Source organism: Streptomyces sp. NBC_01508 (assembly GCF_045040315.1).
In the GTDB taxonomy this organism is placed as follows: domain Bacteria; phylum Actinomycetota; class Actinomycetes; order Streptomycetales; family Streptomycetaceae; genus Streptomyces.
In genome coordinates, this window is sequence record NZ_CP109419.1 from 887,753 (window position 1) to 900,897 (window position 13,145).

The 13,145-nt window shown below is 70.4% G+C and carries 10 protein-coding genes and 2 pseudogenes; 9 read left to right on the forward strand and 3 right to left on the reverse strand.

Going from position 1 to position 13,145, the window contains the following annotated elements; genetic code table 11:
• Positions 1–3: 3 nt before the first annotated feature.
• The 7 genes and pseudogenes from OG700_RS04125 to OG700_RS04155 form a co-directional block, all read left to right on the forward strand.
• A complete protein-coding gene (locus OG700_RS04125) occupies positions 4–840 on the forward strand; it encodes a carbohydrate ABC transporter permease (RefSeq protein ID WP_405609013.1) in 837 nt (278 codons plus the stop codon).
• A 4-nt stretch (positions 841–844) separates the two neighbouring features.
• Entirely contained in the window at positions 845–1,672 is an 828-nt protein-coding gene (locus OG700_RS04130; RefSeq protein ID WP_405609016.1) for a 6-phosphogluconolactonase, read from the forward strand.
• Entirely contained in the window at positions 1,669–2,628 is a 960-nt protein-coding gene (iolC, locus tag OG700_RS04135) for a 5-dehydro-2-deoxygluconokinase (protein WP_405609019.1), read from the forward strand. Before OG700_RS04130 ends, iolC begins: the two co-directional genes overlap by 4 nt.
• Positions 2,628–3,530, forward strand: coding sequence for a deoxyribose-phosphate aldolase (locus OG700_RS04140; protein WP_405621417.1), 903 nt, complete (start codon positions 2,628–2,630; stop codon positions 3,528–3,530). The genes iolC and OG700_RS04140 overlap by 1 nt, the downstream gene beginning before the upstream one ends.
• Positions 3,530–4,438 carry a 5-deoxy-glucuronate isomerase gene (gene iolB / locus OG700_RS04145; protein WP_405609022.1) on the forward strand — a complete coding sequence of 303 codons (909 nt, stop codon included), beginning with the start codon at positions 3,530–3,532 and terminating at the stop codon, positions 4,436–4,438. The genes OG700_RS04140 and iolB overlap by 1 nt, the downstream gene beginning before the upstream one ends.
• Positions 4,435–6,324, forward strand: coding sequence for a 3D-(3,5/4)-trihydroxycyclohexane-1,2-dione acylhydrolase (decyclizing) (gene iolD / locus OG700_RS04150; RefSeq protein WP_405609025.1), 1,890 nt, complete (start codon positions 4,435–4,437; stop codon positions 6,322–6,324). The genes iolB and iolD overlap by 4 nt, the downstream gene beginning before the upstream one ends.
• Before the next feature lie 134 nt (positions 6,325–6,458).
• Positions 6,459–6,860, forward strand: a pseudogene (locus tag OG700_RS04155) (SAM-dependent methyltransferase); the annotation flags it as partial.
• A gap of 177 nt (positions 6,861–7,037) precedes the next feature.
• On the opposite strand, the gene OG700_RS04160 reads toward OG700_RS04155, so the two are convergent.
• Positions 7,038–7,475: a glutaredoxin domain-containing protein gene (locus OG700_RS04160; RefSeq protein WP_405609028.1), complete on the reverse strand. Its 438-nt coding sequence runs from the start codon at positions 7,473–7,475 to the stop codon at positions 7,038–7,040.
• Between the two features lie 163 nt (positions 7,476–7,638).
• On the opposite strand from OG700_RS04160, the gene OG700_RS04165 reads away from it, so the two are divergent.
• Positions 7,639–9,717 (forward strand): neutral/alkaline ceramidase, encoded by a 2,079-nt coding sequence (locus OG700_RS04165; protein ID WP_405609031.1) that lies wholly within the window; start codon positions 7,639–7,641, stop codon positions 9,715–9,717.
• 938 nt (positions 9,718–10,655) lie between these two features.
• Here OG700_RS04165 and OG700_RS04170 read toward each other — a convergent pair.
• Positions 10,656–11,450, reverse strand: coding sequence for a helix-turn-helix domain-containing protein (locus OG700_RS04170; protein WP_405609034.1), 795 nt, complete (start codon positions 11,448–11,450; stop codon positions 10,656–10,658).
• A gap of 174 nt (positions 11,451–11,624) precedes the next feature.
• Here OG700_RS04170 and OG700_RS04175 point away from each other — a divergent pair, with 174 nt between their 5' ends.
• Positions 11,625–12,551: an SDR family NAD(P)-dependent oxidoreductase gene (locus tag OG700_RS04175; protein WP_405609037.1), complete on the forward strand. Its 927-nt coding sequence runs from the start codon at positions 11,625–11,627 to the stop codon at positions 12,549–12,551.
• Between the two features lie 372 nt (positions 12,552–12,923).
• Here the strand turns inward: OG700_RS04175 and OG700_RS04180 are convergent.
• Positions 12,924–13,137: pseudogene (locus tag OG700_RS04180) on the reverse strand (IS5/IS1182 family transposase); the annotation flags it as partial.
• Positions 13,138–13,145 lie beyond the last annotated feature (8 nt).

Here is a 13,145-nt window from a genome sequence, read left to right on the forward strand (position 1 = left end):
CGGATGACCATCAACAGCACTCGCCGCCAGACCCTCATCGGCCATGCCGTCCTGTGGGTCGCCGCGCTCCTCGCGCTCTATCCCTTCCTGTCCGTCCTGCTGCTCGCGCTGAGTGAGCCGGGCAGCCGCCACAGCGGTTTCGGGCTGCCCAGCTCCGTCAGCTTCGCCAACTTCGCCGAGGCATGGGACCGGGGGCTCTCGGCCCAGCCGCTGATCTCCAGCATGCTGGTCGCCACCTGCGTGGTGGTCGGCACCATCCTGCTCGCCATCCTCGCGGGCTACGCCTTCGCCGCCTTCCCCTTCCCCTTCAAGGGGGCCCTTCTGGTACTGCTGCTGGCCGGACTGGTGACGCCCTACGAGGCGACCGTCATCCCGCTCTACCACCAGCTCAAGTCCTGGGAACTGCTCAACACCTACTGGGCGCTGATCCTCCCACAGATCGGGCTCTCCCTGCCGTTCGCGATCTTCTGGATGAAGACCTTCTTCGACTCCACGCCTCCCGCGATGCGGGAAGCCGCCTCGATGGACGGCGCCTCGAAGTTCCGGACTCTGCGGTCGATCCTGCTGCCGATGGCGATGCCGGCCATCGGTGCCCTCGCCGCGCTGCTCTTCCTCTTCGCGTGGAACGAGTTCCTGCTGGCGCTGGTGCTCGTACCGGACGACGCGAGTGTGCAGACCGCACCGCTCGCCCTGTCGTTCTTCGCGGGCAACCGCCGCAACAGCGATCCCGGCGTCACCGCCGCCGCGGCCGTCCTGGTCGCACTTCCCGTACTCATCAGCTATATCTTCCTCCAGCGCCGCATGATCCACGGAATGCTCGCTGGGGCCGTGAAGGAGTAACACCGTGTCAGCCCCCCTGTCCCCACGTGTCTTCGACAGCCCCGGCGCGCTCGGCGAAGAACTCGCCCACGAGATCGCCGACGGCATCGCCGAAGCCGGGCGGGCCTCACTGAGCTATGTGCTGGGCTGTCCGGGCGGCCGGAGCCCCAAACCGGTGTACGAAGCACTCGCCGTCCTGACCGCCGAGCGCGGGCTCGATCTGCGCCATGTCGTGATCGCCATGATGGACGAGTACGTCGTGCCCGCCCCGGACGGCGGCTACCAGGACATCGCGCACAGCGCCCACAACAGTTGCCACCGCTTCGCCGCCGAGGAGATCGTGGCGCCGCTCAACGCGGCGGCCGGCCCCGGCCTCGGCATCCCGGCGGATTCCGTCTGGTTCCCGCACCCGGCCGACCCGGACGCGTACGAGAAGAGGCTGGCCGCGGCGGGCGGGGTGGACCTGTTCATCCTCGCCTCGGGCGCCTCCGACGGGCATATCGCGTTCAACCCGCCCGGTTCGCCGGAGGACAGCCGCAGCCGGGTCACCGCCCTCGCCGACACCACCCGCGAGGACAACCTGGGCACCTTCCCCGACTACGCCTCGATCGACGAAGTCCCGCGCCACGGCGTCACGGTGGGGGTGCGCACCATCGTCGCGCACTCCCGCCGCGCGGTGATGGTGGTGCACGGGAGCCACAAGCGGGAGGCCGTCCGCCGGCTCGGCGCCGCCACGGGCTACGACGTGTCCTGGCCGGCGACGCTGGTCACGCTCTGCGAGAACCCGGGCCTGTACGTGGACCGGGCCGCCGCCGCCGGCACCGGCACCGGCACCGAGGAGGACGCCGCATGACGTACGACCTGATGACCCTCGGCCGGGTCGGCGTGGACCTCTACCCCGAGCAGACGGGGACCCCTCTCGCCGAGGTGCGGACCTTCGCCAAGTACCTGGGCGGCAGCGCCACCAATGTGGCGGTCGCCGCCGCCCGGCACGGGCTGCGCTCCTCGGTGACCACCGGGGTCGGTGACGATCCGTTCGGCGGATTCGTCCGCACCGCACTGCGCGGCTTCGGCGTGGACGACCGGCATGTGGTGACCGTTCCCGGCGCCCAGACCCCGGTCGTACTCTGCGAGATCTTCCCGCCGGACGACTTCCCGCTCTACTTCTACCGGCCGGACGCCCCCGATCTGCGGATCACCGAGAACGACCTGGACACCGAGGCGCTGCGCCGGGCCAGGGTGGTCTGGATCACCGGCAGCGGACTATCCGCCGAGCCCTCACGCGGCAGCACACTGCGCGCCGTCGCCGACCGGGAGCCGGGCACCGACACCGTCTTCGACCTGGACTGGCGCCCGATGTTCTGGGACGACCCGGACCAGGCCCCGGGCCACTACGCCCGCGCCCTGGAGCACTGCACCGTCGCCGTCGGCAACCGCGACGAGGTCGAGGTGGCCGTCGGCACCCGCGATCCGGACCGGGCCGCCGATCTGCTGCTGGAGCGCGGGGTGCGCCTCGCCGTGGTCAAACTGGGGCCCGCCGGAGTGCTGGCCCGCACCGCCACCGAGAGCGTGGTGGTCCCACCGGTACCGGTGGACGTGGTCAACGGGCTCGGCGCCGGCGACGCCTTCGGCGGTGCGCTGGTGGCCGGCCTGGTGGCGGGGCTGCCGTTGGCCCGAGTGCTGGAGATTGCCAACGCCGCCGGGGCGATCGTCGCCTCGCGCCACTCCTGCGCGGACGCCATGCCCACCCCCGAAGAGATCGACCTGCTGCTGGCCGGTCGCCGTACCACCCCTGGAGCACAGCTGTGATCACCAACGTCCGCCCCGCCGCCGCAGACATCGCCTCGGTGGGACGCCTGCGGCTGACCGACCCGGACGCCATCCGCCGGGCCGCCGCGGCCCGCCCCCGGTTCGACCCGGCGGGGTTCGCCCGGCCGCTGTTCATCCTGGCCGCCGACCACCCGGCGCGCGGCGCGGTCGCGGCCGGCGGCAACCCGACGGCGATGGGCGACCGCCACGAGCTGCTGGCCCGCTGCCTGGAAGCGCTCTCCAGGCCCGGTGTGGACGGCTTCCTCGGCACCGCCGATCTCGTCGAGGACCTGATACTGCTGGGCGCCCTCGACGGCAAACTGGTACTGGGCTCGATGAACCGCGGCGGACTGCCCGGTGCCTCCTTCGAACTCGACGACCGTTTCGGCGGCTACGACGCCCGGGGCATCGCCGAGGGCGGTCTGGACGGCGGCAAGACGCTGCTGCGTATCGACCCCGCGGATCAGGGCACCGCGGCGACCCTGAGCGCGACGGCCCAGGCCATCAACGAGCTGGCCGAGCGACGGCTGCTGGCACTGGTCGAGCCCTTCAAGTCGGTCCGCGAGAACGGCAGGCTCCGCAACATCCTGGAGCCCGACGCCCAGATCTGGGCCAACAACATCGCCCAGGGCCTCGGCCGTACGTCCGCCCACACCTGGCTGAAGGTGCCGGTGGTGGACGAGATGGAACGGATGATGGCCTCCACCACCATGCCGACGCTGCTGCTGGGCGGCGAGGGCGGCGGCGACCCCGACGCGATGTACGCCTCCTGGCAGCGGGCCCTGCGGATCGAGCACGTCCGCGGGCTGATCATCGGCCGCACCATGCTCTTCCCGCCGGACAACGATGTGGCCGCCGCGGTGGACACGGCGGTCTCACTGCTGGGACGGGAGAACACCTGATGACCAACTCCCTGCGTCTGCCCGCCGGTTCGGCCGGTTCGGCCGGCGCGGACGGCTTCCGGCTGGCGATCACCCCGAAGGACGCGGGCTGGTCCTACAGCTCGCTGCGGGTGCTGGAACTGGCGGCCGGCGAGTCGGCGGAGTTCAGCACCGGTGACAGCGAGTGCATCGTGCTGCCGCTGGCCGGTGCCTGCCGCGTCACCGTCGACGGCCGGACCTTCGCACTGGCCGGCCGCACCGACGTGTTCGCCCGGGTCAGCGACTTCGCGTACGCCCCGCGCGACGCCGAGGTCACCGTCCACTCGGCAGAGGGCGGCCGGTTCGCGCTGCCCGCCGCCCGCTGCGAGCGGCGGCTGGAACCCGCGTACGGACCGGCCGAGAAGGTCTCGGTGGAGACCCGCGGCGCGGGGAACGCCACTCGCCAGGTCAACAACTTCGCCTCCCCCGAGGGCTTCGGCTGCGACCGGCTGGTCGCGGTCGAGGTGCTCACCCCCGACGGCAACTGGTCCTCGTATCCGCCGCACAAGCACGACGAGCGGGGCGAGGGAGAAGCCGTACTCGAAGAGATCTACTACTTCGAACTCGGCCGGACCGACGGCGCGGACCCCGGTCCCGAATCCGGCCCCGTCTCCCAACGCATCGGCTACCAGCGGGTGTACGCGGACGGCGTCGACCTCCTCGAAGAGGTCCGCCACGGCGACGCGGTGCTGGTGCCCCGCGGCTACCACGGCCCGTCGATGGCCGCCCCCGGCTACCCGATGTACTACCTCAATGTGCTGGCGGGCCCGCACCCCGAGCGGACCATGGCCTGCTGCGACGACCCCGCCCACCACTGGGTGCGGGCCTCCTGGGAAGGCATGCCGACCGACCCGCGCGTGCCCATGTGCGATGCGGAGGGACCACGGTGAGCACCACCCAAGGCACCCGGCGGCTGACGACCGCCCAGGCGCTGGTGACGTTTCTGGCCCGGCAGTACACCGAACGCGACGGTGTCCAACACCGCCTGATCGAGGGCTGCTTCGGCATCTTCGGCCACGGCAACGTCGCCGGAATCGGGCAGGCGCTGCTCCAGCAGCCCGACGACCTGACCTACTACCAGTCGCGGAACGAGCAGGCCATGGTGCACGCCGCCGTCGCCTTCGCCCGCACCCGTCGCCGGCTCTCCACCCTCGCCTGTACGGCCTCGGTCGGCCCCGGCGCCACCAACATGGTGACCGGCGCGGCACTGGCCACCATCAACCGGCTGCCCGTACTGCTGCTGCCCGGTGACACCTTCGCCACCCGGTCCGCGAGCCCGCTGCTCCAGGAGCTGGAACTCCCCTACGCCGCCGACATCACCGTCAACGACGTCTTCCGCCCGGTGTCCCGCTTCTTCGACCGGATCTGGCGTCCCGAGCAACTGCTCTCCTCAGCGACGCAGGCCATGCGGGTGCTGACCGATCCGGCCGAGACCGGCGCGGTCACGCTCTCACTGCCGCAGGACGTACAGGCCGAGGCATGGGACTTCCCGGAGGAGTTCTTCGAGCGCCGGGTGTGGCAGGTACGCCGCCCCGCTCCCGACGAGGCGGCGCTGGCCGCGGCCGTACGGCTGCTGCGCGCGGCCGAGCGCCCGCTGATCGTGGCGGGCGGCGGTGCGATCCACTCCGACGCCACCGACGCGCTGGCCGCGTTCGCCGCCGCCACCGGCATTCCGGTCGCCGTCACCCAGGCCGGCAAGGCCGCACTGCCGCACGGCCACCCGGCCGCGGTCGGCGCGATCGGGCACACCGGCAGCCCGGCCGCCAACGCGCTGGCCCGCGAGGCCGATGTGGTCCTCGGTATCGGCACCCGCTGGCAGGACTTCACCACCGCATCCCGGACTCTCTTCGCCGATCCGGACGTCCGGTTCATCAACCTCAACATCGCCTCCTTCGACGCCGCCAAGCAGGCCGCCCTGATGCTTCAGGCCGACGCGCGGGCCGGTATCGAGGCGCTGAACGGCGCACTGGCCGGCCACACCGTGCCCGGCGCTCTGCGCGAGCGGTCGAACGAACTGGTCCGCCGCTGGGACAAGACGGTGGACGCCGCCTTCGCCCGCAAGAACACCCCACTGCCCAGCCAGAGCGAGATCGTGGGCGCGGTCCGCGACGCCGTGGACGACCGTGACGTGGTGATCGCGGCGGCCGGTTCCCTCCCCGGTGACCTGCACAAGCTCTGGCGCCCCGGCGATCCGCTGGGCTACCACGTGGAGTACGGCTACTCCTGCATGGGCTACGAGATCGCGGGCGGCCTGGGCGTGAAGATGGCGGCCCCGGACCGCCAGGCGGTGATCCTGGTCGGCGACGGCTCGTATCTGATGATGGCCCAGGAGATCGCGACCGCGGTCGCCGAGGACCTGAAACTGGTCATCGTGCTGGTGGAGAACCGCGGGTACGCCTCCATCGGCGCGCTCTCCGAGTCTCTCGGCTCCGAACGCTTCGGCACCCGGTACCGCTACCGGGACGGTGCCAGTGGCCGCCACGACGGCGGGGTCCTCCCCGTCGACCTGGCCGCCAACGCGGCGAGCCTGGGCGCGGATGTCATCCGGGCGGGCGGAGTCGACGGTTTCCGCGAGGCTTTCGCGGCGGCGCTGGCCAGTGACCGTACGACGGTGGTGCACATCGAGACCGACCCGCTGGCCGGCGCGCCCGCCTCCGAAGCCTGGTGGGACGTGCCGGTGGCCGAGGTGTCCACGCTGGCCTCGACGACCGCCGCCCGCCACGCGTACGAGCGGGAGAAGGCGGCGCAGCGCCCGCTGCTGCGCCCGGCCGACTGACTGACCTGGTTACGTGCCGCGAAATGACCACGGGCCTGTTCCGGATTCCTCCGGAACAGGCCCTTGTCTACGACTCTCGCGAGTCGGACGACGGGATTTGAACCTGCGACCCCTTGACCCCCAGGAGTAGGACCGTGCGGTCCCCATTGGCCCCCGGGGCGGAGCCGGGACCATACCGCCGAGGGCCAAGGACTCTGGATGGCGGGGCGCTCAACACGGCGTGGCTGGACGAGTACGCGGCCTGGTCGCGGCACAACTTCCCCGCCGACCGGGAGGCCGCAGGCGAGGCGCCGGCCGCCTTCCCCTCCATCCTGGCCACCGACGACCGGGTCGACGACGGCGCCCACGGCATCGTCGAGCACTTCAAAGCGGCGCTGCCTTCGGGAAGCACGCTCACCATCACCCACGTGACTCCTGATCTCGACCCCGAGGGAATCGCCCGTCTCACCGGTGCGTACCGCGCCGCCGGCACCCCGGGGCAGGCGCGCCCCCACGCGGACATCGTCCGCCTCTTCGACGGCTGGAACCCGCTCGACCCGGGCGTCGTCCCCACCCAGCGGTGGCGGCCCGACCTCGAAGACCAGGCGCGAACGTCACCGACGCGGAAGCGGCCTGCTACGCGGGCACAGCCCGCAAGCCCCGACCCCGACGACCCCGGCCAGGACCGGGACCGGGACCGGGACCGCGGCGACGTGCGAGGTGCGGCGTCCGCGTCAGACGGGAGGCGGAAGCTGGTCGCGTACCCATCCCGGGTCCGGATTGACGTACGGCCGGCCCGCGACGAAGACGGTCGGCACGCTCTCGTCGCCGTCGTTGGCGGCCCGCACCACCGCCGCTCCGGCCGGGCCGCGCCAGATGTCCACCCAGTGCAACTGGCGGGCGCCACGGCCCAGTCGCCGGCGCAGCCGCAGACAGTACCGGCAGCCCGGCCGCCAGTAGACGACCGGCCGGCCGTCGAGCGCGCTGCGGCGCTCCGCCTCCCGCGCGCCGATCGACCGCGGGAAGACCAGCGGCGAGTGCGGCACCCCAAGCCCCGCGAAGGCGGGCAGGGGGACGACGGCCGCGCCGGGATCCCCGCCCAGGACGAGCGCGGCGGCGACAAGTGAGCCGCTGAGCACGAACAGCATCGGCAGGATCCACGCGCGGGTCATGAGGCGCAGGCTACCGACGCGCCCGGGTACGCCCCGGCCCGGGCCGGCTCCTTCTCCCGTCGGCACCCCGCCGCCTACTGTCCGGTAGAGATCTATGCGGGGCGGGGTACGCGCCTCTACCGTCGGGGCACCGTCGCGCGCCGTTCGCCGCCCAGGAGGTCTCATGTCACCCCCCACCGCACGCCGTTCGAGAAGCAGGCTCGCCGTCCTGGCGCTCGTCGCGGCCCTGGGAGCCGCCTCGTTCACCGCACCTCCCCCGGCCGTCGCTTCTGGCGGAGCGTCCGACGGCACGAGCGCCGCCGACGCGGACCACCTCGTCGGACGCGGTATCGCCGATGTCACGGGCGAGGCCGCCGAGACCGGGATGATGGGCTACTCCAGCTTCGACCAGAAGACGTCCGGCATCCACCAGCGGCAGCGCTCACGCGCGTTCGTCGTCGCCGACCGGACGACCGGCAAGCGCGTGGTGTACGTCAACGCCGACCTGGCGATGGTCTTCCAGTCCGTGCGACAGGGCGTCGTCGCACGCCTCAAGGAGCGCTACGGCAGCCTGTACGGCGACGAGAACGTCCTGCTGTCCGCCACCCACACCCACTCGGGACCGGGCGGCTACTCGCACGACGTCGCGTACAACCTCTCCGTGCTCGGCTTCCAGAGCGCCACCTACCGGGCCATCGTCGACGGCATCGTGGAGTCCGTCGTCAAGGCCCACGAGGATCTGCGGCCCGGCACCATCAGCCTGGGCACCGGCACGCTCACCAACGCCAGCGTCAACCGCTCCCGTACCGCGTTCGACCGCAATCCGGCCGCCGACCGGGCGGCCTTCCCGGGCGGCATCGACCCGGCGATGACCGTGCTGCGGTTCCGGCAGGGCGACAAGGACGCGGGCGCGATCAGCTGGTTCGCCACCCACAACACCTCGATCACCAACAAGAACAGGCTCATCAGCCCCGACAACAAGGGCTACGCCTCGTACGCCTGGGAGCACGATTTGGAGGGGGTGCGCTATCTCGACAACACCCCGGGATTCGTCGCCGCCTTCCCCAACACCAACGCCGGGGACATGTCCCCCAATCTCAATCTGAGGCCCGGATCGGGCCCGACCGAGGACGAGTTCGAGAACGCCCGCATCCTCGGTGAACGCCAGCTCGGCAAGGCGCGCGAGATCTACCGGAACGCGAAGCCCGTCAGCGGCGGCGTCGACTCCCGCCTCGCGTACGTCGACATGGAGAACGTGACGGTGAACGGGGCTTACACCCCGGACGGGCAGGAGCACCGCACCTGTCCCGCCGTGGTGGGCGCGTCCACGCTCGCGGGCAGCGTCGAGGACGGTCCGGCGATCCCCGGCTTCGAGGAGGGCATGCGCACACCGGTCGCCTCCATCATCGAGGCGCTCCAGATCGACACCCCCGCCTGGCTGGCGACCTGCCAGTACCCGAAGGCGAGCCTGGTCCCCACCGGTCTGCTGAGCAACGTCCATCCGGTGACCCCGAAGATCCTGCCCCTGCAGATCATGAAGATCGGCGAGCTCCATCTCGTCGCGGGACCGGGCGAGTTCACCATCACCTCCGGCCTCCGCGTCCGCCGCACGGTGGCGGAGCAGCTCGGTGTCCCGCTCGACCGGGTGCTGCTCCAGGGGTACGCCAACTCCTACAGCCAGTACGTGACGACACCCGAGGAGTACGACACCCAGCAGTACGAGGGCGGCTCCACGCTCTACGGCCGCTACACCCTGCCCGCCTACCAGCAGGAGTACGCGCGGGTCGCGAAGTCCCTGCGCGAGGGCACCGCGCTCGACCGGGGTCAGGCGCCGCCGGACGAGTCGGGCCGGCAGTTCAACTTCCAGACCGGGGTGGTGTACGACAACCCGCCGCCCGGCAGCACGTTCGGGGCCGTGCTGACCCCGCCGGAGGCGTCGTACACCCGGGGCCGTACCGCGACGGTCGAGTTCACCACCGGACACCCGAAGAACAACCTCCGACGGGGCGGCACCTTCCTGGAGGTGCGGCGGCTGGTCGACGGGGCGTGGGTACGGGTGCTGGACGACGGTGACTGGCGGACGAAGTACCGCTGGACGCGTATCAACGCTCTGACCGGTACGTCGAAGGCCACGGTCACCTGGGACATCGGCGCGGACACCGCTCCCGGCAGCTACCGGATCGTGCACCACGGCGACTCGAAGAACCTGCTCGGGAAGATCACGCCGTTCACGGGGACATCGCCCACGTTCACGGTGAACTGAGCAGCACCCTGACGGCCGGGCCGGCGGCGTAACGTACGCGGCCGAGCCCGGCCGACGGGCGCACTCAAGCGCATCCGGCGTTCAGTGCGCGGTAGACCTCACGATGAGAGGTCGGCAGCGAAGCGGTGCACACTCTGGACGGTCGCCTCGTAGACGTCCGGCACAACAGCCCGAAACATCAGATCACCCGCGTGGCCTGTGCCGGGCACAGTCCGAGACGTCGACTCGACCCCGGCCTCGGCCTCGGCGAGAGCGCGGTGATACCCCGGCCTCGACGAGAGCACGGTGATGGGCCAGCCCCTCGTCACACCCCGGTCGGCACGGCTGACCGCGCCTTCCAGACAGGTGAACGACGCCGACGACATCCCGGCCGGGTGTCCGCAGGCCACCTCGCGGACATCCGGCCCGACCGCGAGACCTGTGATGAGTTCCAGATCGACTCGCAAAGAAGAGAAGCATGAAAGACCTGTGAGGCAAACGAGTTCTGGTGACGGGCGGCTCGCGCGGTATCGGCGCCGCAATTGCCCTGGCACTCGCCAGAAACGGCGTCGATCAGATCGGTCGTGAGGGCAGCGCGGAATTGCCATTCAGGCAAACAGCGCGCCGGTCCCGACGGCAGCGAACGGTTGGTGGAACACGCAGTCCGCGACCTGGGCGGTCTCGATATCCTCATCAACCACGCTGGAACCACCGGCTCAGTCCTCACCATCGACGGAGGGATGAACGCCTGACAGGTCCACCCGGTCCTGGAGGCCCCCGCCGCGCGGACGCCCGGAGTGCTCGCCGAGAGAGCGGGGGTGAGCCGGTATCGGTCGGGCTGCTGGACGCCATCCTGATGTCCAGCAGCCCGCGGAACAGGTCCTCGGTCGAACCGACACCAGTGGGTCCCACCGACATCTGGTCGGCTGCTCTGCCGCGGGCCTACCCGCTGCCACCGTTCATGCGCGGCGGGGCGTGAAAAGCATGATCCAGTGGTCGCTGTCGGGGTCGTGCAGCATCTCGCTGTCGAACGTGAGCAAACCTCTGGTCGGATGGTTGACGCGCTTCATCGCGGACCTCCACGTTCCGATCTCTCCTCGCTCCCAGTGGCGGCTGAACTCGGGACTGCTCGTCGACAGCTCGCGAAACAGAGCACGAAGGTGCTCATCTTCCGGGTAGAGACTGAGTGCTTTGCGAAGTTCGGCGGCGGCCACTCGGGCCAGTTGCTCCGCTCCCTCATTCCCGAGCACCTCGCGGAGTCCCGCCGACGTGAAGGCTTGGTGGACGATGTTGTGACCGTAAGGTCCGTCGTCGAAGACGGGCCCAAGCAGATCCGCCGCGGCAACGTTGAACGCCAGCATGTCGAGTCGGCCGTCGTGAATGGTGACCGGCATGGTGTCGTCCAGGCTGTTGAGCAGTCGCTGGAGCTCCGGTCGGATTTCAGCGGCCGGTGCTCGCGGCTGCGGAGGTCGCTCGTCGGCGAGTCGGAACAAGTGATCCCGCTCGGCGTTCGAGAGCCGGAAGGCCCGCGCCAGTGCGGTGAGGATCTCCCGCGAAGGGCGGGACGCGCGCCCCTGTTCGAGACGGGTGTAGTACTCGACCGAGATGCCCGCGACGTCGGCGAGCTCCTGGCGTCGCAGGCCCGGCACACGCCTGTGAGACAGAGGGGACGCCCCAGGGCGATCCCGGGGCGTCATTTCCGAGCGACGGTGGCGTAGATACTCGCCCAGACCTGACCGCTCATCTCCCACCATGACGTCATTGTCCCCCCCCAGTGGTAGGCGCCGGGCCGGGTGCGTGGCCTTGCGGATACCAGGCTCGACGAAGTCTCCCCGATCATCGAACACTCCGTCAGTGTCGATGGCGGCGGAGAACGCATACGCCGACGCACACCCGCACTCCCACGATCACGCCCCGGAGGCCCCCAGATGACCGCAGCGAACCGAACCCTGATCATGACCGGGGCCACTCGGGGGATCGGCCTGGAAGCCGCGCGAGACATCCTCAGACGCAGCCCCGATACCCACCTTGTGGTACTTGGACGAGGCTCCTCTGCCGTCGAGGTGCTGCCGAGCCTGCGGGGAATCTCTCCGCACGTCTCGACCGTCGACATCGATCTGTCGAGCAAGGTGAGCGTCGCCGCCGCCGGCGCACGGCTGGAAGATCTTCTGGATTCCGGCGAGTTGCCTCCGCTGCGGGGACTTGTCTTCAACGCGGGTGTCCACCTCTCCAACGCGTTGCAGACCACGGTCGACGGATACGAGAGGACCTTTGCCGTGAACGTCATGTCCACCCACCAGCTCCTCAGGCAACTGCACCCTCACATTCAGGCGCCGGCCCGCGTTGTCGTCACGGTGAGCGACGCGCACTTCGGTGATCTTCGGCATACCGGGGGGAGCATGCCCGCACCCCGTTGGGCCATCCCGGAAATCTCCCGACCCGGAGCATTCGACCGTTCCGGGAATGTCCGGGCCGGCCGTCGTGCGTACGTGACGAGCAAACTCGGCGGCGTGCACCTGGTCCACGAATGGGCCCGCCGATTGCCCGACGGCATCGACATCGTCTCTTACAACCCCAGCCTCGTGGTCGGAACCGGGCTCGCACGCGAAACCGGCGGAGCCTTTCCCTTCCTGATGAGTAAAGTCATCCCGCTGTTCACGGTCACCCCCCTCGTGGATACCCCGGTCCCCGCGGGCAAGAAGCTCGCCGACGCCATCCTCAGCGTCACCCCCGCCACGACCGGTGCTTACATCCACCGGAAGAAGGCCACGGCGTCCTCCACCGAGTCCTACGACACCGACCGCGAACGCGCCCTCTGGAATTGGCTGGAACAGGTTCCGCCGACACCCAACTGAGGTCGCCAAGAGCGCCTATGACGCTCGTCCTTGCTGATCGGCTACGGGCGTGTATCGACCCAACCGCAGTCAACTGAACTGAACGGCAAGAAGCGCGGACCTTCTGGCCGCCGACGTTCGACGCGATGATCTCTTTGTCGATCAGGGCGTCTCCGCCGCTCGGACATACGACCGCGGTCGGTCGAGCGCTCGACACCCTTGAGACGGGCGACACGCCATGGGCCGACCATAGGGGACGTCGATACCTCCGCCAGCGGGACAACAACCCGGACGTCGGCCGGCGGCGAGCCCGTACAGTCCGCGACCACCGCACCGTCTGCCCGGTGCGTGCCACATGCGCCGGGCTCGCCCTCCGCGGCGGGCTGGTGGTGCCACGGCGGCCTTGGCGCCGGATTCCTTCCAGCCGCGGGAGTCATAACGATTGCCGGGCAGCGGTCGGCCGACTACGACGACCAACGGGTGACTGCGTCAATCACGACCTGACGGGCAGTCGAGTAGCGGCAGTTGGGGAATATTCGGCAATCGAATGGTCGCGAGTGGGCACCAGGGTGCCATCCGCGACGAGCACGGTGTCCTTGCGGAACCGCGAGGACG